Source organism: Proteus sp. fly-1013 (assembly GCF_040140245.1).
Classification (GTDB): Bacteria; Pseudomonadota; Gammaproteobacteria; order Enterobacterales; family Enterobacteriaceae; genus Proteus; species Proteus mirabilis_B.
In genome coordinates, this window is sequence record NZ_JBEEWD010000013.1 from 20,475 (window position 1) to 40,909 (window position 20,435).

Consider the following 20,435-nt stretch of genomic DNA (forward strand, 5'->3'; position numbering starts at 1 on the left):
CTACCAAATAAGTAAGGGTGTTTTTTTATATGGGGTAATGCGAATTCACTCTAAATCGAGGCTTATTCCAACCGAGCAAATGCTGCCACCAGCCATTTGATCCCTTCACCATTAAAGGCGATTTGTAATCGGCAATGCTCACCACTACCTTCAATATTAATAATGGTGCCATCACCAAATTTAGGGTGCTTTACACGTTGCCCAAGTGAATAGCCACTATCATTGCTGATAATCGGCGTGCCTAAGCGGCTATGATTAACAGGGCGTGAAACTGTTGCGCGTAAACGGACTTCTTCGACACACTCTTTAGGTAACTCACCAATAAAACGAGAAGGTCGATGGCTGACTTCTTTTCCATATAAACGGCGATTTTCAGCGTAAGTGAGTGTTAACTTTTTCATTGCTCGAGTGACACCGACATAAGCCAAGCGGCGCTCTTCTTCCAAACGTCCACCTTCATCTAGCGACATTTGACTTGGGAACATTCCTTCTTCGACACCCACAATAAAGACTTGTGAAAATTCGAGTCCTTTAGCAGAGTGAAGTGTCATTAACTGTACGGCATCTTGATATGCATCTGCTTGGCTTTCGCCCGATTCTAATGCGGCATGCGAAAGAAACGCTTGCAGTGGCATTAGATCTTCGTCTTCATCTTGATAACTAAATTGACGAGTCGCAGTGACCAGCTCTTCTAAGTTTTCAATACGGGCTTGGGCTTTTTCACCCTTTTCTTGCTCATACATCGCTTTTAAACCTGAATCACGAATAATTCGGTCTGTTTGCACATGTAATGGCATATCTGCTGTTTCAGAGGCGAGTGTTTCAATCAGTTCTAAGAATCGTTGAATTGCAGCGGTTGCACGTCCCGCCAACATTTTATGTTCGATAACCTGTAATGCGCTTTCCCATAAGGTAATTTGGTTATCTCTCGCGACTTGGCGAACAATATCTAATGTTCTATCACCAATGCCCCGTGTTGGTGTATTCACAACACGTTCAAAAGAAGCATCATCATGGCGATTAGCCGTTAATCGCATATAAGAGAGTGCATCTTTAATTTCTTGACGCTCGAAGAAACGCTGACCACCATAGATTCGATATGGCATTGCCGCTTGTAATAGCGCCTCTTCCATTATACGAGATTGGGCATTGCTACGATAAAGAATGGCACAGTCTGTTAGCGCACCGCCTTCTTCTTGCCAGCGCTTAATTCGGCCAACAACATAACGCGCTTCATCTAAATCATTAAAAGCACAATACAGCGAAATAGGCTCGCCTTCTGCACCTTCAGTCCACAAGTTTTTACCTAACCTGTCACTGTTATTGGCAATAAGCGCATTTGCAGCTTTTAGAATATTGCTTGTAGAACGATAATTTTGCTCTAATCGGATAGTCTCTGCGCCAGGAAACTCATTTAAGAAGTTTTGAATATTCTCAACTTGCGCACCACGCCAGCCATAAATAGATTGGTCGTCATCGCCAACAATCATCACTTTACCCGTTTGACCTGCCAGCATTCTTATCCATGCATATTGAATGCGGTTAGTATCTTGGAATTCATCAACCAAGATATTGGTAAAGCGATTTTGGTAATGCTCTAAAATTTGAGGTTTATTAAGCCAAAGTTCGTGAGCGCGTAATAAAAGCTCAGCAAAGTCCACCAGCCCTGCACGATCACAAGCTTCTTGATATGCCTGATATACTTTCAACCATGTCGTTTCAACAGGATTACCATAGGTTTGAATATGTTGTGGTCGTAAACCTTCATCTTTTTTACCGTTGATATACCACATGCCTTGACGTGCAGGCCATTGTTTATCATCAAGATTCATTGACTTAACAATACGACGAATAAGGCGATATTGATCGTCACTGTCAATAATTTGGAAGTCTTGTGGCAAATTCGCATCAAGATAGTGTGCGCGTAATAAACGATGAGCAAGGCTATGGAAAGTGCCAATCCACATACCGCCTTGGCTTGTACCAATTAAGTCTTCAATACGATGGCGCATCTCTGCGGCGGCTTTATTGGTAAACGTCACAGCCATAATCGAAAAAGGAGAAGCTTGTTCAACAGATAATAACCAAGCGATACGATGTACCAGTACCCGTGTTTTACCACTGCCTGCACCAGCTAACACCAGCATATTAATACGAGCTGCGGCTACAGCTTCACGCTGTTTGTCGTTAAGGCCTTCTAGCAGATATGAGACGTCCATAATTACCAATCATTTAGTGAAGAAAATACTGTGGATATATACAGAAATAGAGAGTAAGCAACAAACTAACAGGAATTCACGCGCTATGCAAAATAAAGCCTTTTTTAACCGCGTGTATCTGTACCATTCTTACCGAATATCACATTAAACTAGTTCTATCAGTTTGCTTAAATCTGTAATTTCAATATGTGGCATTACTCTGGTTTCACCTTCTTCAAACAAACTACGGTTATCAAGGTTAATCCAGCACGCTTGCAATCCACTATTAACGGCGCCTTCGACATCTGTTACAAGGTGATCACCCACATGTAGGATTTTTTCATGTGGAAGATTTAACAGTGAAGCGGCTTTATCAAACATATCAGGATAGGGCTTAGAGCGACCATCAGGGCCAGCTTTTAAAATATGTGAAAAATACTGCCCTAGACCACAACTTAATGGGTTTGCATTACCATTTGTAATCGCAATTAATGGAATTTTCTGTGCCAATTCAGTGAGAACTTGGTGGGTATTTTTAGGTACATTAATGCGACTACGCCAATAAGCAAAGTGCGCCATAATTTCATCAGCACCTTGTTGTGCTTTGGCTTCACTGTAGTTGTAATCTAACAGCATATTTCTCGCTGCAAGCCAACGCCACTGCGTAATATCATGAAAAATATCAGGATTATTTTCTATAAGTGGCTTTTTATAGGCATTCACATCTTTTTCTGTGAAATGATTAAAACGCAGATCATATTGACGAATAAAATCCAGCGTCTCTTTTTCAGTTCTGTCCATCACTGGCACATTGTCATACAACGTGTCGTCTAAATCAAAAGTCATCGCAGCAATTGGCGTCAGAGTTCTGTAAAAGCGCATTATGATTTTTCTCTCTTAGCTCTCGGATGAGCAGCATCATAGACTTTCGCTAAATGCTGAAAATCTAAGTGGGTATAGACTTGCGTGGTCGATAAATTAGCGTGCCCTAATAACTCTTGTACAGCACGTAAATCACCACTCGATTCCAATAAATGCGTGGCAAAGGAGTGGCGTAATTTATGAGGATTCACATGGCTACTTAGTCCTTGTTTAATACCCCAAAGTTCAAACCGTTTTTGTACACTTCGCACAGATAAACGCTTACCGCTTTGGGTTGAGATAAAGACAGCTTTATCCTCAGGTGCATAGAGCTCTCGCATCGGAAACCAATTTTGTAACCACTCTATTGCTTTTCTTCCTAACGGTACTTTTCGCTCTTTACTTCCTTTACCTAAAACACGAACTTCACCTTCATTCATGTCGATATCGCTCATGTTTAAGTTAGTCAATTCTGATAGACGCAATCCTGCACCATACATCACTTCCAGCATGGTTCTATCTCTAACAGAAAGGGGATCTTTTAAGTCGATATTCATCAATTGGCTAACTTCATCAACATCCATATTTTTAGGAAGATGACGACCAGATTTAGGCGTGCGAATACCTTTTGCTGGATTAACCTCTAACATTCCCTGTGCCACTTGCCAATCAAGAAAGCTACGTAATGCCGAAAAGCGCAAAGCAAGGCTAGTCGGTTGTAACCCACTACGATGACTTTTCGCTAGTAACATGCGTACATGTTGGCTTTCAAGTGATGCCCATTGTGTGATTTTCATTGCCACCATCATTTGTGCTAATGCGGTCAGTTGGCGATGATAGTTTTCTACTGTGACAGGGCTTAATCGGCGTTCAACTTGGATATAACGCAGGAATTGCTCAATAGCGATGGTGAGTGTTTCTGGAATATCTATTGGTTGATTCATTGCCTTGCAATCCAACGAAGTAACAATTCTGGTAAAATATGGGCGAGCTTATCAAGCATCACTGTTCCCATTCCTTCCTGAAAATGTTGGTTATCTCGGCTATTAAAAATAATCACCCCCAAGTCACCATAATGCCCTAGCAATGAGAGCGCAACGGAACCTGAGCGTCGTACATTAGGCATCAATAGCATGATCTCTTGCCCATTTAATGTACCTAAATAGTGATTATCGTCACCCATACGCTGAATACGAAAATGTTCAAACGCTTGGCGAGATAAGGGAAGATCTTGTGCATCTAAAGGTGGCTGTAATTGCCAACGATCGGTAAATAGGCGTAATTGAACTGAATAAAGGCCTAATCCCTTAGCCCAAAGGTTTAAACGTTCTAGCATTTCGTGAAGAGAAGCACTGTTGGATAATTCAGAAATTAATAATAAGAGTTGGCTGAACAGTGCTTCATTTTCGGAGGCTTGTTCTATCAACAAACGCATATCTTCTTCAAGGTAATGGATGCGGTTACGCTGGCGCAACATTATCCATTCGACTAAAGAAACGGTTCCTCTGACGGGATGAGGAACTTGCATTTGCTCAATATAACTTGCATTACGGATAAAAAAGCCAGGATGCTCCCTGAGGTAACGGATCACTTGTTGATCATTAAGTTCGTTTGTTTCAGGGCAACAGAACTGCTCATTTTTATCCGTCATACAGATAGCCTCTCAAAAAATAATATTATAGCTGAATGATCCCATCATAAATATGTGTCGCAGGCCCAGTCATATAAAGAGAGTTGCCCTCTCCTTTCCATTCAATTAGCAACGATCCACCCGGTAAGGTGACTTTCACTCGCTTATCTAATAAACCTTGTGAAATACCAATTGCGACTGCTGCACAAGCCCCGCTACCACAGGCCTTCGTTTCGCCGGCACCACGTTCAAACACCCGCAAATGAAGATTATTTCTGTCTACGATTTGCATAAAACCAATATTAGCACGTTCAGGGAAACGTTCGTGTTGCTCTAACACAGGCCCTAACAACTCAACTTCTGCTGTTTTAATGTCTTCAACCTGAATAACGCAATGAGGATTTCCCATTGAAACCACTCCGCATAATACAGTGCGCTCCATTGCCCTGATAATATAGGTCTTTTCTGCCTTTTGTGCACGGAAAGGGACTTTTTGAGGTTCAAATTCAGGTTCACCCATATTGACGCACACATCGTCATTATCCATAACATGCAAGGTCATTCTGCCAGACTGTGTACTGACTTTTATCTCTCTTTTGTTTGTAAGACCTTTTAATCTCACAAATCGAGCAAAGCAACGAGCACCATTACCACACTGCGTAACCTCACTTCCATCTGCATTAAAAATACGATAATGGAAGTCGAGTTCGGGATCATAAGGTGCTTCAACCACCAATAATTGATCAAACCCAACACCAGTATGGCGATCCGCTAATCGACATATTAATTCTGGTGAAAAATAAACATTTTGAGTCACAGCATCGACCACCATAAAGTCGTTACCAAGACCATGCATTTTTGAAAATTGCATCTTGCCCCTGCCTGAAACGAAATTACCGTTTCTAAGATTGACTAATTGGTCTGAGTTGAGGCGCTCTCAACTTGCTGGGTTGGCTGGGATGACTGTGTCATTTTTGCCTGAGTATCTTCAGGGGGGAAATAAAGAGGGCCTTTCAAGCCACAACCAGAAAGAGAAATCAGTGTTATTATAGCAAGAGTGCAACGTAAATACGTTTTCATTCGAAATCTGCCTGTCATTTATTTGGTTAATATCCTCTATAATCGCAGTTAGATCTCGAAAAGCAAATAGGAAATGAAGATGAACGACAGTGAATTTCACCAATTAGCTGACGAACTCTTGTCAGAAATAGAACAAACTATTGATAATTATGAAGGTGACGCAGATATTGATTGTGAAATCAATGGCGGTGTAATGACATTAACCTTTGAAAATAATAGTAAAATTATTATTAATCGTCAGGAAGCGTTTCATCAAGTTTGGTTAGCAACACGCTCTGGTGGCTATCACTTTGATTGGAAAGATGAACAATGGATTTGTGATAGAAGTGGCGGTGAATTTTTAACCATGCTAGCACAAGCGATAACAGAACAAAGTGGGGAAGTGTTTTCTTTCTAAGAAGCGCAGTTAGCTACAACCGTTAACTACAACAGTTAACTACAATAATGGGAGCTATCAAGGCTCCCATTTGTATTAATTGGCTTGTACTCAATTAAGAGTGTTGCACTGCTTTATAATCTGTAAACCCGTGAGCAACAACATTCATCTCAGGTTGAGCTTCTTTACTTCCCAGATCGGATAATTTACCAAAGGACCCGCCAGCAAAAGGTAACACTTGCGTTGATCCATCCACTTTCACAATTTGATAAAACTGCGGCAGATTAAAATTAATAAAGCTTGAGCCGTATGTGAATCGGTCATGAGATGAAGAGTAGAAACGGCTAACATCTTTCACTAACTCTTCTTTACTTCCCTCACAGTGGGAATAAATTTCAACGCGATTTGCTTCATCTAAGATATAGATATTAAAGACATTATTATCTTCTGTGGTTTCAAAGAAGAATTGAATAATCCCTTCGCAAGCAAAACCATCGATCACCGCAGGTAAATAGCGGGCATCTTTATCTAATTTTACCGGCAACCCATGAAGTTTGTTATATGAAATTGCACCATAAAATTCGATCGCATTTTCTAATTTTTGTACCGACACATTGAGGCGTTCAAAGAACAATCCCCACGTTTGCCCAGCAATGCGTAAAGCTTTAAAACGGCCCGGTTCCAAACGATTTGTGGATAAACGTAATTCAATACATTCTGAGACTAACTGCTGAACACGAGTACGAATTAAACCGCGCAAATGTTGGCTATAACAAAATACTTCAACAGAAGCAGGTGGAGCTGCATCTTGGTGCATTTTACCTAAAATCGTTTTTAGCGATTCCAACATAGATTGCGTGCCACTGAAATGAAGGGTTCTAACCTCATTCCAAGAGTTACGATACAACAAATCAATGCTACCAATAAGACACTGCTCTTTTTCACCGAAACTAAAGACATCTAGTTTTCTAAAATCAAAGTGAACCACTTGATCAGAAAAACTCTCTGTTGGATCAGTTTCTAAATTGACAATAATTGCGAGATGTCGAATTTCACAAGGGCTATACAGTGCTTTCGGGGTTGGTGCAGGTAAACGAATTGGGAAATGGCTCGACATATCCCTAACTAATTCATGCAGTTTAATTTCATCACAAGAGGATTCTCCTTGATGAATATAAACTCGAGACTCTTTCGTTAACAACCCATTAAAGTAAGACCATGCCACTAATTTATTTAAATAGCGGTTATATTCTAATGGTTGATGCCCAACGATATTTTCAAAATCAGGGGCACGATTATATAAATACCATCCGCTACGATTTGCTCGGCCTTGTGGTACATAGATAAAGGTTAAATTTGATTCTGATAAATCAGGTGATATCTGTGGATTAACCAGTGTGACTTTACCTGGTAATGCCTCAAACGCAGCATAAAGTTTGCGAGTTAAGACACCAATATCTTGCGGGCTTGCACTAACACTTAAGTTATTACGACGCGCAAAACGGATAAGATTACGATAACTTTGCATCATCGTATCTAATAATTCATTGTGTGCATCGCGCACTCGCTCGATTTTCCAACTATCACGTGTATCGAGTATCGTTAAGCGCTCATTATCCCATTGCCATTGAGTGACTAGTTGCGATAAGACTTGTCGTCTCCAACCTTCAGGTTCATTTTGTGTTTTTTCATTAGATAATTTTTCACACACTTTCAGGTAGAAACAGCGACGGATAAGATCAAGGCGAGTTAAATCATTGATAGAAACCAAATAGCGAGTGACACGCTCAAGCATCATACAATAAGCATCTAAACCGTAATTGACGATTTCGCCGCGGTGTAGATGTTGTTTCATTTCTAATGCCAGCAATTTCCCATTAGGGTAGTCCGCTGAATAGGCTTCTAATAAAATACTTTTTAGTACCGCTTTATAAGGTGAATCGACACTTTTATAGAGTTGCCATAAACTTGCGCCAAAGTACTCCTCAGCAGAAAGTTCACCTAATCCCCCTAGATCTAGCCACTCATTTGGCGTTAATACACCTTGAGCATAAAGGGAGTTAACATATTCGTCATAATGATGCTCTTCTTCAATAGGCACCATTGCCCATAGCAAGCGCTTGCCTGCGAGGCGTACTGCTGTACGATAAAACTCGTCAAGTAAAAGAATATGTTGGGTAGAGCCACAATCTTCTCCACCTAAGCTGCCGCTTGCATGATGACGAAATCTATTTTCATCAATTAAGAAAAACGTAACATCAATACCAAGTTCGCCAGCCCATTGTTCAATCAATTGGCATTTGCGTTGTAAAAGTGCACGTTCATCTTGATCCAGCCATGATTGATGGCAGACCCAAATATCAATATCAGAGCAGTGACTTTGACCAATAGAAGAAGTACTCCCCATTGAATAGATGCCAGTAATTGGCAGCTCTCCATTGGCGTATCCATTCATTGGCTCATCACATAATGCGTTAACCAGCTTATTCGCCCATTGACGTTGCATGTCATCAGGTTCAAAGAAACATGTACCGTGAGGAACATTTCCTTGTATGTAGCCGGGCAACTCAGGATGGTGGTAATGCAATAAAACAGGAATTAAACCATAGACCTGTTTAAAAACATCACACATCGATGCAAATGCTCGTTCCAGTCTGAGTTGATTAATCGCATCCAGCCGTTGCTTCAGTGTTTCAATATAAAGATACAAGAGTTTCGCCTGAACAATACTAAGAAGATAGTAGAATCTGAGTTTATAAGTGACCGAGGTTGAGTTAGGTAATATTAATAGATAAAACTTTACTAACAAAATCTTGGAAACGTGATCAATTTAACACCTTGAGCTCAAGGCGTAAAGAGGAACTCAAAATATAGCACCAAGATCTAAAAGTGATATTTAAGCGCTTAATCGTGTAAAGCCATCAAATAAATATCTTTATAATCATAAAGATACGCCATTTTACTCATGAAAAAAATGATAAAAAAAATCTCTCAATCCTCCCTTTACCTCACAAAAACCCCTGTTTACTTGATGATGAAACTGAAAATAAATTTTGACAAAACATAAAAAATAGATAAAAAAGCAAAAAACAACAGCAACCGATTGATAATATTAGGTTATTTATATTTTTTGATTATTTTTTATATTTCAGATAGAAATAAGAATTCTATTTTTAATATTTCGATAATAATATTTAAAATAATATTTAATTTTTATTAATTATTTATTTAGTTCAAAAATAAATTCTTTTCTTTATTTTAATTATTTCTCCTTCTTTTATTTAATAATAATTTTGTTAAAATTTATCGTGTTTTTATATATTAAAAAATAATAAGAAAGATAAGAGAATTTAAAATAATGGTTGTTTTATCAATATGTTCAGATTAAATATGATATTTACATCATCTTCCACTTACTAAATGTTAATAAAATTGGTTTAATGTTTTATTTTTGTAAATAACCACACTTTTTATATAGATATAAGAAGAATAAAATTCTAAAAATAACTAAGCTCAATAGCGTTCATTAATAATTTACTTATTTTCTATTTCCTTTTTCTTTTTTTCTTTTTCGATGATGACATCATTTCTTTCATTGTAATCACGACACAAAACGCCTTAACTGGAAAATTGAGCCTTAAAGTGTTAAAACAATGCCTTATTTCTAAACAAAAATACCGCTAATCGCTCGGAAGAGATAATACTATTATGTCAAAAAGTACCATCCGTATTGCTACCCGCCAAAGCCCCCTTGCTATGTGGCAGGCACTTTATGTGAAAGAACAACTACAACTTACTCATCCAGGTTTAGTCGTCGAATTAGTACCGATGGTCACTAAAGGTGACATCATTCTAGATACACCTTTAGCTAAAGTAGGTGGCAAAGGGCTATTCGTAAAAGAGTTAGAACTTGCTCTACTTGAATCACGTGCAGATATTGCCGTTCACTCAATGAAAGATGTTCCTATTGATTTCCCAGAAGGTTTAGGGTTAGTTACTATTTGTGAACGCGAAGATCCTCGTGATGCTTTTGTCTCTAATCATTATGATTCTTTAGAAGAACTGCCAGCAGGTAGCATTGTAGGTACATCCAGTTTACGCCGCCAATGCCAATTAAAAGCACAGCGTCCAGACCTAATTATTCGTGATTTACGGGGTAATGTAGGTACTCGCTTAGGAAAATTAGATAATGGCGATTACGATGCCATTATTCTTGCCGTTGCTGGCTTAAAGCGCCTAGGTCTTAACGAACGCATTCGCACACCATTATCTGCTGAGCAATCCTTACCCGCGGTTGGACAAGGGGCTGTTGGAATTGAGTGCCGCTTAGATGACAATGAAACTCGCCAGCTATTAGATGCGCTCAATCACACTCGCACCGCAATTTGCGTTAAAGCAGAACGTGCAATGAATACTCGTCTTGAAGGCGGTTGCCAAGTTCCTATTGGAAGTTATGCCATTTGGCAAGAAGACAAAATTTGGTTACGTGCTTTAGTCGGTTCTCCTGATGGCGAAACTATTTTACGTGGCGAACGTTTAGTGACTCCAGAAGATGCCGAAACTGCGGGGATCTCATTGGCTGAAGAGCTTTTAGATAAAGGTGCGCGAGCTATTTTAACCGCCGTGTATCAAGGCAACACACCTGCATGAGTATTTTAGTCACTCGCCCCAATCCAGCAGGAGAGGCATTAACTCAGCGCTTAATAGATGCAGGGAAAACAGCCTTTCAAGCACCTTTAATCGAGATCACCGCAGGTCGTGAACTCCCTTTATTAGATGCTAAACTAAAAGAATTAAGGGCGGGTGATTGTGTATTTTTACTTTCCAAAAATGCGGTGTCATACGCAAACTGGCAGCTAAATCAATTACAACAATCATGGCCAGATACGCTATCCTATTATGGAATAGGTCAAAGCACAGCGAAAGATTTCCAACATTTAAGCAGTCTTCCAATTTGCTACCCTGAGCAAGGAGAAACCAGTGAAGATCTTCTTGAACTTCCTGCACTTAATCAGGTGAAAAACAAACGAATATTACTGCTTAGAGGTAACGGTGGTCGTGACTTACTCGCAACAACATTGAGTCAACGAGGCGCGATCGTTGATGAATGCGAATGTTACCAACGCCTATTTATTAATTATTCCCCTGAAGACTTTGCGCTTCAATGGGAAAAAGCACAGGTTGATACGCTTGTTGTCACTAGCGGTGAAATGTTACAACAACTCTTTGATCTGGTCGCTGAATCTAAAAAAGCATGGCTGTTAAACTGCCATTTACTTGTGGTCAGTGAACGATTAGCAACAATAGCAAAAACATTAGGGTGGGAAACCGTCACCGTTGCTGAAAGTGCCAATAATGATGCTTTATTTCATGCATTAATATAGAACCTAAATGAGACGCCGATATGACGGAACAGAAAAATACGAATGATAATGACTTGCCAAAAGATGCAGCTAAAGCTGATGAGAATGTCCGCTATCAGGAAGTCAAACCTGTTAATAACAAGCGCTCAGGTCTAATTGGAAGTGCTGTTGCTATCCTTGTTATTTTGGCAATCGGTGGTAGCCTTTATTATTACACCAATCAACAAGCTTCAAAGCTGAGTGTAGAAAATCAATCACTCAAATCTGAGCTTGCCCAATTACAACAACTTCAAAATACTTATCAACAACGCTTTGACAATATTGATAGCATGTTTAACTCACAAAAACAGACTATCGATAAATTACAAAACGAGCGCCAAACAACAGAGCGTCAAATTCAAGATCTACAAACACGATTTGCCGCTATTTCCAGTGCAGACGTCAAAAGCTGGTTATTAGCTCAAGCCGATTTTATGGTGAAAATGGCTGGTCGTAAGTTATGGAATGATCAAGATGTTGTGACCGCTGTAAGTCTACTGAAAGGTGCCGACAGTAGCTTAGCAGAAATGAACGATCCGAGTTTACTTGAGATCCGTCGTGCTATTAATGAAGATATCAGCAGTTTAGCCGCGCTCACCAAAATTGATAATGATGGCATCATCTTACAATTAAACCAGTTAGCGAATCAGATTGATAATCTCCGTTTAGCGGGTTTGGAGCGTAACGGCTCACCAATGGATAAAAACGACGAAACCATTTCAGGTTCACTTTCTGATTGGAAACAAAATCTAAGTAAGAGCTGGAAAAGCTTTATGGATGATTTTATTACCATTCGCCGTCGTGATACCGCAGCCGTTCCTTTATTAGCACCTAACCAAGATGTCTATTTACGTGAGAATATCCGTTCACGTTTATTAATTGCATCTCAAGCCGTACCTCGTCACCAAACTGAAACTTATCAGCAATCTCTGGAAGCGGTATCCACTTGGGTACGAGCTTATTTTGATACCTCTGATCCAAGTACAACCGCATTTTTAGATACGGTATCTGAATTAGAGAAGCAACCTATTACGCTTGCAATGCCGTCAGAATTGAAGAGCCCGACACTGCTAGAAAAACGCGTAGAAAAGCAAATCCGCAATCTACTGGCACAAAATGAGTATGCAGAACCACAAGTGGCTGAAGCGCAAGCTGTTGAAGCCCAAGATGCTCAACCTGTAGAGGCTGATAGTGCATCAGAAAGCGTACAAGATGCCGCAGCTGATAACGCAACGACTGATACACCAGTGACACAACAAGGAGAATAAGCTTATGTTAAAAATACTGCTCCTTTTTGTGGTGCTTATTGCTGGCATCATTTTTGGCCCACTCTTAGCAGGCCATCAAGGTTATGTGCTTATACAAACTGATGATTGGGATATTGAAACCAGTGTGACCAGCCTTGTCATTATGTTTGTTTTACTGCAATTAGCACTGTTACTCATTGGTTGGAGTTATCGCCGTTTTATTGGTACAGGCTCAAAAGCATATAGTTGGTTTTCTTTCCGTAAACGTAATCGTGCACGCAAACAAACCAGCATGGCATTAATGAAATTAGCGGAAGGTGATTTTAAAGAAGTTGAAAAACTGATGAGCCGTAATGCGGATTATGCAGAACAACCTGTTGTAAACTACCTATTAGCCGCAGAAGCCGCACAACAACGTGGTGATGAGTTCAGAGTTCAGCAACACCTTGAACGTGCAGCCGAGCTTGCCGATACCAATCAGCTTCCTGTTGATATCACACGAGTGCGTATTTTATTAGCGCAAAACGAAAATCACGCAGCGCGTACTGGGGTTGATGAATTATTAAATCAAGCACCACGCCATCCAGAAGTATTACGTCTTGCAGAAGTCGCTTATATACGAACAGCAGCTTGGCAAGCATTGCTTGATATCATTCCTTCTATGCAAAAAATTGCATTACATACGGATGATGAACTAGCGCAATTACGCCAAAAAGCCTATATCGGTATTATGGGACAGAAAATGTCCGAAAATGGCTGCGATGGACTGAAAAATTGGTGGAAAGCGCAGCCGCGTAAAGTTCATCACGATAATGCATTGCGTGTCGTTTTAGCAGAACACCTTATTGAGTGTAACGATCCAGATACTGCTCAAACGATCATCTTAGACGGCGTTAAACGTCAGTATGATGAACGATTGATCTTACTATTACCTCGTTTAAAAAATACAGATGCCAATGTTATTTTGAAAGTGCTCAATTCATTAATTAAACAACATGGGCCAACGCCATTACTCAATAGCACATTAGGTCAGATTGCAATGCAACAAGGGCAATGGGCTCAAGCTGAAGAGGCTTTCCGTAATGCGTTAAAACAGCGTCCTGATGTTCATGACTTTGCATGGCTTGCTGATGCATTAGATAAACAGAAAAAATCTGAAGAGTCGGCGAAAGTGCGTAAAGATGCTTTATTAATGACACTGAAAAAAGACTCTGTCATTTTTGAAGAGCCTAAAAAAAGTAAGTAAGCTCATTCGATAAAAATATGATCATAAATTGTTTGATCAACTGATTTAAAAACCCTCTTTATTATTGAGGGTTTTTTTATTTGATTTAAAAGCCATGTTGAAATAACAACACCACTTCTACACATAAAGTCAAAAATACATACACCCAAGCAATACGATAAAAGCGAGTAGGTATTCCCTTCTCATTTTCTTGCTTAAATGACAGGTAATGTTTTCTCGCCTGATAAAACACAACAATATAAATCAGTGCGATCCCCTGACAAAGAAAAGCCACATATTTAGCCCATGATTTACCACCAATAATGAGCATGATAAGAGGGATCAAAAAGAATAATAATGGGCCAAACTTCTCTATAAGAAAGAGTTTTTCTTGTGCAAGATATGCTTTTTGTTTATTTATCATAATGATGCTATCTCCAATCTACCCTTGCGCTGGATAATAGCGTGATAATGTGATGAATACAAAATGGATGTGTGGTTGATATATAAAAAAACGCCTGTATAAAACTATACAGGCGCATAAATATACAATCAGGTCTACAGACGGATGGTGCCTCACTCAACGTTTCGTCCTGTTGATGATGAATGATGTTCATCGTTAACGTGGACGTAGGCACCGAATAATCGGCTCTGCATCATTCCTAGGTTTATGAAGCCATACGCTGTCATAAGGAGTGGAATGAGCATCTACAAGATAGATATTGCATTAAGCATGCCAATTTTCCATTTTTTATTAAAAATATCCCCTTTCTCTAACAAGCATAAGGTAACTTATTGAATTTTGGTTTTCCTTTCCGGCTTCACTCATTTTCAATGATAAAAAAGCTATGACCTACGCTTTCACCATGCTATTGCTAAATAGAAAAGAAAATATAGGGTCTGATATACGTCTCTTTTTCACGACAAGAAAAACACAATAACTATTTAGTCATTTAAAATCAATGCATTAAATGTCTCTTATTGGAGACATTAAAAATAGCAAGTGTTGGTATTTACCGACAGATAAAATAAAAGGCTTATATTTCATATAATTATAACTAATTATTTTATGTATTTTACCTATCTTTTTATGAAGATTAAAATTCGGCAATAAATTAAATTATTAATAACCCTTAAGTGACAAGGATGACATTCTTGTTAAAAACATCATTTTGGCTTTCTTATCTGGAACACATAATCAAAAATAAAAAAATATGAAAAGAGTAACGATTATAGAAGTAGAAATGGTGTTGCGGTTTTTAAAAAGGCAAATCGTAGATACGAAAAAGCCTCGACATAATCGAGGCTTTTTCTTATTGGTCGGCGAGAGAGGATTCGAACCTCCGACCCACTGGTCCCAAACCAGTTGCGCTACCAGGCTGCGCTACTCGCCGTCTGTATCACTGCTCTTATCTTGTTTATTGGTGCGAAGGGGGGGACTTGAACCCCCACGTCCGTTAGAACACTAACACCTGAAGCTAGCGCGTCTACCAATTCCGCCACCCTCGCATAAACAATAACTAAGATAAGATGGGGTGGCTAATGGGACTCGAACCCACGACAACTGGAATCACAATCCAGGGCTCTACCAACTGAGCTATAGCCACCATAACAGCTATCTTATTACTTCTTACAACAACGTTCTTCACCGTAACTCTTAGCACGCTTTAATGGCGCGCCCGACAGGATTCGAACCTGAGACCTCTGCCTCCGGAGGGCAGCGCTCTATCCAGCTGAGCTACGGGCGCTTCACGCCGTTGCGGGAAAGGATAGTACGGATTTACGCTCTGTCTGTCTAGTGCTTTTTGAAAAAAAAAGTTTGTTTGACGATAGTTTGTGCATTTCGTCGATAAATGGAGCGTTTTAACACGCTAAACGCCCCATTAGTATAATAATCAAACAATCAAGAAGCTAGATAAAAGCAGGAATAAATTATTTAATCAGTCACATCTAACAAAAAAAGACACGATCCCTATTACAATTTATTGGAATAATAATACCCAACGAATTTTAACAGCTTAAATTGACGCTTAATTCGGCTTGGTTGTGATAACAAACGATATAACCACTCTAACCCAAGATTTTGCCATGCTTTCGGTGCTCTTTTCACATGGCCTGTAAACACGTCATAAGTTCCACCAACGCCCATGTATAAAGCATCAGGGTAAATTTCACGACATGCACGAATAAACAACTCTTGCTTAGGTGATCCCATCGCAATAGTCACTATCTTCGCACCAGAGGCCTTTATACGCTCAAATAACGCCTCTCTATCTTGTGGTGTAAAGTAACCGTTCTGACTACCTACAATATTTACATTCCACTGTGCTTTAAGCTTATCTTCGGTTTGAGAAAGAATTTCAGGTTTACCACCGACAAGAAAAACTGGTGTTCCCTCTTTGCCCGCTCTTTCCATTAACGCTTCCCATAAATCAGCACCTGCAATACGAGAAACATTTGCATCAGGGTATTTACGACGAATACCCCGCACAACGCTAATACCGTCTGCATAAAGATAATCTGCTTCGTTGAGTAGCTCATTAAGTGCTGAGTCTGTTTCTGCTGTAAGAATTTTTTCTGCATTAATGGCAATCAGAGAGCCACTTTTTATTTGTGCTCCTTCATAGAGATAATCCAGAAAATGAGCCATATCGCGAAATCCCCAGATATTATGTCCACGGATTGAATACTTCGGAATTGAATTGGGTCCCATTACTTTTCCTTTTTCTCTAAACAACGAGGTTCACTTTGTATTTGACGAGTCACGTAATTACGCACTAATCCCGCGCTTTCAAATAACCAATAAAGCAGTTTGGCAACCACCAAACATAAACCAAAAATCAAACAGAAAAACACAACACGAGAAACGAAAGAATCAACACCTTCTCGTGCCAAAACAATCATATTAAAAATAGCCCCAAAGCAGAAAGCTTGCAAAATAGCTGATTTATAACGATTGCTTTCATTGAGCCCTTGTTGATATAGCCAATCAAACCACTTAATAATCAGCCCTACAACAATCGCGCCCAATGGGATGAAGGCTACGCCCCCCATTACAACCAGAGAGCCAATTAAGGTTGGTGAAATGGCAAGACCTGCATGGTAATTAAGTACTTCCCATGTGAAATAGTTTGCTGAATTCAGCACTACATCTGGGCGTTCTGGCCATACCCAAGAAGGAATAAAGACATAAAAATCACGAATTATCGGTGCAAGTCCTTGGAACTCAATCTTGTCATAATTATTAAGTAACAAAGCTAGGTTTTCCCAAGGAGAAAACGTATCACGAGTGAGGTACAAGAAAGTATAGAATGCCTCGGCACCGCTCACATCAAGGCCATAGCGTTTTAATGCCAACCAGAACATTCCAACAATACTCATCACTCCAGCGGCAACCAGCATCCACAAGGTTATCCAGCCTCGAACAATACCAATAAACAAAAACAGCGCAAAAGCGATAATGATATTAGCGCGGGTTCCACCCACGATAATATAAGTTAAGATCCCAAAACCCACTGTTGCACAAAGGAAGAAAATCCAGCGTTGTTGAGTGGGTTTTAAGAAATAAACCACCAGCATTGCTGGGATAAAGAAATAGAAAAAGCGCTTAAGCGCAACACCTGACACTTGGCTTGAAAAAATTTGGCTATACGTTTTGAGCTTAAAGAGTAAAAAGCCATTTTGCAGAAAGAAAATTCCCACCGTTACAAACGCAATTAATGCCAATAAAATCCAAGTAAGGTTGGTTTCTACTCTATTCATCGTAAATAGCGACCTAGAAGGGCCGTCAACCGATTTTCTCAGTCTTACCTTATAAGTTACATAATAAATAGCATAGAAGCTGGTAGAGGCTAATAGCGCGTATAATAACGAATCAACGGGTACAACTGCGACATCAAATTGGAATACCAACATACAAGTCAGTGGGAAACCAAAATAAAAAGTCAGCAGATAGAGCATTGAGAAAAAAACATTAAAATTAAAGCGAACTCGACGAAACTCTTGATAAGTCAGCAATAAAATAAAACTTAAAGAGATAAAGTAAACAAGTGCTAGGCCACCCAGTTCCGCCAATGTCATTGCGGCTCTCCTGTACTCATCTCAATTAACTCTTTCCAACCATCCGTGAAGTTAGGCGCAAAGAAGGCAATATTTTGGCGATCAAGCATCAGCAATTGACGCTTAGCCTCTTCAATCAGCGCAACATCTAATTTGTCCCCTGAGAAAAAAACAGGAACGCTTTGCTCAGTTAAGTCCTGCCAAAATGGATTTTGACGACTAATAACAAAAGGGATAGCAAATTGAATAAGCAGACAAAGCGTGCCGATACCTTGTTGACGATGGAAAATAAAATAACCTAAATCGCATGTTTTCAATAACGCGAGATAATCGTCAAATGCCAATTTGTCACGTAATATTTCAACCTGATTATAGGGAAGTAACTGATTAGCCGCTTGGGTAACTTCATCAATATAAACGTGATTATTTTCAGGATATCCCATTGGAATAATCACTTTTGCACGCGTCCCGTATTGCTCAGCAATTGCCTGTAAAGCTTCAATATGGCGATTCGATCTATCTCCTGAATTCCCAACAATAATAGTCAGTTGTTGTTCATCAATGGGCGCTTTCTCTGTCACTGTAAGTGCAGGGTCCATTCTTGTTGGAAAATAGAGCAAACTGGCTGGAATATTAACGTTAAATTGTGCGAAGTAATTTAGATCACCTCGTGTACCAAATACTCGCCCTACACGCTTTTGAGCAAGTTTACGAAGAAGATAGAAAAGTCTAAATTTTAGCTGTTTAGAATCCTGATATAAATCAGCACCCCAGATATGCCACCAAAATTGATGACGTTTAATCTTTCCAGTCAATAATGCCAGCCAAATAGGCGCATTAAACTGACCTAAAAAAAGGAATCGTTGGTGAGTATCGGCTTTTGCCAATGTAACCACTCTCTGTGCAACCTGCTTTTTATCAGCTAAACACTCAATATCTAAAGCTGGGTAGCTTTCTTGCAGTGAAGTATTTTTACTGGCAACGATAAAACGAGGTTTATACGTTAACCCCGCCTCAGTCACGAGGTGGTCGTTAAAAAACCGTAACATTGTGTTGTTATGATGCACAATGTCTGAACCTAGTACGTAAATCAAAGTTGTCATTTGCGCCTGCAATAAATCACGAAAACAGAACTACAGAGAAGGAAGTAAATAATATATGTTGCCATATAGGCTTGAGCGGCACCTAGTGCACCATGCTCAGGAATAAGCCAACGCGAAAATAGCGTTAATAAGGCAAACTGGCTTACTTCTGTAAGGATATAAAAACGTAGTGCCGCTTTTGCGATGACCAAATAACCAAAGACATAAGCGCCTACTTTTAAAACATCACCAACAAGTTGCCATGCAAATAAATCACGCATAGCGACAAATTTATCTGAAAACAGTAACCAAATCGCAAAATCACGTAATAACCACACCATAAAACTCGCAGCAGCTACTGCAGGTAATACAAACTTCAGTGACTTAACGATCTCTTTGGTAATATCACTCTTTTGCGTTAATCGAGAGAGTGTTGGCAATAAATAAACAGAAAAAGATGCGGTAATAAATTGCAAATAAGCATCTGAAATACTGGTCACTCCTTGCCAAATCCCTACATCTTCCCAGCTATAGTGCTCAGCAAGTAAGTTACGCATCATGATATAAGCAACGGGTAATGTAATCGATGTTAGTATCGCCATAATGGTAAACTTACCAAGATGACTGGCTATCGCCTTATCCCAATGAGGTTTTAGTTCGCTTAAAGCGAAGCGTTTACGCCTTGCTACTAAAAATGTAGCAGGAAATAAAATAAGTGCAGGTACTAATGCAAGTCCAATTAATGCACCGTGATAACCCGCAAATAAATAGCACAAATAATAAGCAATAACACCAATAATGCTACCGGCAATCACTGATAAGGCATTACCTGCCGCATCACGATAACCTTTTAAGATGGCAAGAAAATAGTTGCTATATGCTATCCCCATTTGAATAAAAGCAACGGCTCTTACAATATCCTGATATTGATGATAATCATCACCAAATAACACTTGGCTAATGGGAGCAGAAAAAAGAAGAAATAAAATAGCTAATAGTGTGGAAAACAGCAAAATCATGGATGATGAAGTACCCAACACTTTTTTGCGTTGAATATCATCATCTTGATATTGTGCGATTAATTTCGTCACACCATTAAAAATACCCGCACCAGATAAGACACCTAGTACGGTAATTAATTGACGAAAGTTACCTGCTAACCCAACACCTGTTGGCCCAAAAGAGACTGCAAGTAACTTGACGACAAGCAGACCAGCCCCGATTTTTATCAGGGTTGATCCGGCTGTCCAAACTGATGCTTTGGCTAACGACATA

The 20,435-nt window shown here is 39.5% G+C and carries 17 protein-coding genes and 4 tRNA genes; 5 read left to right on the forward strand and 16 right to left on the reverse strand.

What is annotated here, in order from left to right; all coding sequences use genetic code 11:
* Positions 1 to 62: 62 nt before the first annotated feature.
* From uvrD to lptM, 6 genes are all read right to left on the reverse strand, one after another.
* Complete coding sequence (gene uvrD / locus ABN236_RS18390) at positions 63 to 2,219, reverse strand: DNA helicase II (RefSeq protein WP_349474635.1); 2,157 nt, start codon at positions 2,217 to 2,219, stop codon at positions 63 to 65.
* A gap of 144 nt (positions 2,220 to 2,363) precedes the next feature.
* Entirely contained in the window at positions 2,364 to 3,080 is a 717-nt protein-coding gene (gene yigB / locus ABN236_RS18395) for a 5-amino-6-(5-phospho-D-ribitylamino)uracil phosphatase YigB (protein WP_088494020.1), read from the reverse strand.
* Positions 3,080 to 4,003 carry a tyrosine recombinase XerC gene (gene xerC, locus ABN236_RS18400; protein WP_088494021.1) on the reverse strand — a complete coding sequence of 308 codons (924 nt, stop codon included), beginning with the start codon at positions 4,001 to 4,003 and terminating at the stop codon, positions 3,080 to 3,082. Before xerC ends, yigB begins: the two co-directional genes overlap by 1 nt.
* The gene (locus ABN236_RS18405) at positions 4,000 to 4,710 is read right to left on the reverse strand and encodes a DUF484 domain-containing protein (protein WP_349474636.1); all 711 of its coding nucleotides are present in this window, start codon (positions 4,708 to 4,710) and stop codon (positions 4,000 to 4,002) included. Before ABN236_RS18405 ends, xerC begins: the two co-directional genes overlap by 4 nt.
* 25 nt (positions 4,711 to 4,735) lie before the next feature.
* Positions 4,736 to 5,560: a diaminopimelate epimerase gene (gene dapF, locus ABN236_RS18410; protein ID WP_088494023.1), complete on the reverse strand. Its 825-nt coding sequence runs from the start codon at positions 5,558 to 5,560 to the stop codon at positions 4,736 to 4,738.
* Positions 5,561 to 5,601: 41 nt separating this feature from the next.
* The gene (lptM, locus tag ABN236_RS18415; protein ID WP_071788576.1) at positions 5,602 to 5,769 is read right to left on the reverse strand and encodes an LPS translocon maturation chaperone LptM; all 168 of its coding nucleotides are present in this window, start codon (positions 5,767 to 5,769) and stop codon (positions 5,602 to 5,604) included.
* A gap of 79 nt (positions 5,770 to 5,848) precedes the next feature.
* On the opposite strand from lptM, the gene cyaY reads away from it, so the two are divergent.
* Positions 5,849 to 6,166 carry an iron donor protein CyaY gene (gene cyaY / locus ABN236_RS18420; RefSeq protein WP_349474637.1) on the forward strand — a complete coding sequence of 106 codons (318 nt, stop codon included), beginning with the start codon at positions 5,849 to 5,851 and terminating at the stop codon, positions 6,164 to 6,166.
* Between the two features lie 94 nt (positions 6,167 to 6,260).
* Here the strand turns inward: cyaY and ABN236_RS18425 are convergent, their stop codons facing one another.
* Positions 6,261 to 8,855, reverse strand: coding sequence for a class I adenylate cyclase (locus ABN236_RS18425; protein WP_349474638.1), 2,595 nt, complete (start codon positions 8,853 to 8,855; stop codon positions 6,261 to 6,263).
* Positions 8,856 to 9,853: 998 nt separating this feature from the next.
* On the opposite strand from ABN236_RS18425, the gene hemC reads away from it, so the two are divergent.
* Genes hemC through hemY form a run of 4 tightly spaced genes read left to right on the forward strand, consistent with a single transcriptional unit; the run spans position 9,854 to position 14,040 of the window.
* Positions 9,854 to 10,795 (forward strand): hydroxymethylbilane synthase, encoded by a 942-nt coding sequence (gene hemC / locus ABN236_RS18430; RefSeq protein ID WP_088494026.1) that lies wholly within the window; start codon positions 9,854 to 9,856, stop codon positions 10,793 to 10,795.
* Entirely contained in the window at positions 10,792 to 11,529 is a 738-nt protein-coding gene (hemD, locus tag ABN236_RS18435; protein ID WP_088494027.1) for a uroporphyrinogen-III synthase, read from the forward strand. Before hemC ends, hemD begins: the two co-directional genes overlap by 4 nt.
* A gap of 20 nt (positions 11,530 to 11,549) precedes the next feature.
* The gene (hemX, locus tag ABN236_RS18440; RefSeq protein WP_349474639.1) at positions 11,550 to 12,815 is read left to right on the forward strand and encodes a uroporphyrinogen-III C-methyltransferase; all 1,266 of its coding nucleotides are present in this window, start codon (positions 11,550 to 11,552) and stop codon (positions 12,813 to 12,815) included.
* Positions 12,816 to 12,819: 4 nt separating this feature from the next.
* Positions 12,820 to 14,040: a protoheme IX biogenesis protein HemY gene (gene hemY, locus ABN236_RS18445; protein WP_088494029.1), complete on the forward strand. Its 1,221-nt coding sequence runs from the start codon at positions 12,820 to 12,822 to the stop codon at positions 14,038 to 14,040.
* 85 nt (positions 14,041 to 14,125) lie between these two features.
* Here the strand turns inward: hemY and ABN236_RS18450 are convergent, their stop codons facing one another.
* The 9 genes from ABN236_RS18450 to wzxE form a co-directional block, all read right to left on the reverse strand.
* Positions 14,126 to 14,443, reverse strand: a complete 318-nt coding sequence (locus ABN236_RS18450; RefSeq protein WP_088494030.1) for a hypothetical protein — start codon at positions 14,441 to 14,443, stop codon at positions 14,126 to 14,128.
* An 893-nt stretch (positions 14,444 to 15,336) separates the two neighbouring features.
* Positions 15,337 to 15,413, reverse strand: a tRNA-Pro gene (locus ABN236_RS18455).
* 28 nt (positions 15,414 to 15,441) lie between these two features.
* Positions 15,442 to 15,528 (reverse strand) — tRNA-Leu (locus tag ABN236_RS18460).
* Between the two features lie 22 nt (positions 15,529 to 15,550).
* A tRNA-His gene (locus ABN236_RS18465) sits at positions 15,551 to 15,626 on the reverse strand.
* Positions 15,627 to 15,690: 64 nt separating this feature from the next.
* Positions 15,691 to 15,767, reverse strand: a tRNA-Arg gene (locus tag ABN236_RS18470).
* 227 nt (positions 15,768 to 15,994) lie between these two features.
* On the reverse strand, positions 15,995 to 16,732 hold the full coding sequence (gene wecG, locus ABN236_RS18475) for a lipopolysaccharide N-acetylmannosaminouronosyltransferase (RefSeq protein WP_088494031.1): 738 nt from the start codon (positions 16,730 to 16,732) through the stop codon (positions 15,995 to 15,997).
* Positions 16,732 to 18,099: an ECA oligosaccharide polymerase gene (wzyE, locus tag ABN236_RS18480; protein ID WP_102949428.1), complete on the reverse strand. Its 1,368-nt coding sequence runs from the start codon at positions 18,097 to 18,099 to the stop codon at positions 16,732 to 16,734. The genes wecG and wzyE overlap by 1 nt, the downstream gene beginning before the upstream one ends.
* Complete coding sequence (locus ABN236_RS18485) at positions 18,096 to 19,181, reverse strand: TDP-N-acetylfucosamine:lipid II N-acetylfucosaminyltransferase (protein ID WP_088494032.1); 1,086 nt, start codon at positions 19,179 to 19,181, stop codon at positions 18,096 to 18,098. The genes wzyE and ABN236_RS18485 overlap by 4 nt, the downstream gene beginning before the upstream one ends.
* Positions 19,178 to 20,434 (reverse strand): lipid III flippase WzxE, encoded by a 1,257-nt coding sequence (wzxE, locus tag ABN236_RS18490; protein WP_088494033.1) that lies wholly within the window; start codon positions 20,432 to 20,434, stop codon positions 19,178 to 19,180. The genes ABN236_RS18485 and wzxE overlap by 4 nt, the downstream gene beginning before the upstream one ends.
* Position 20,435 lies beyond the last annotated feature (1 nt).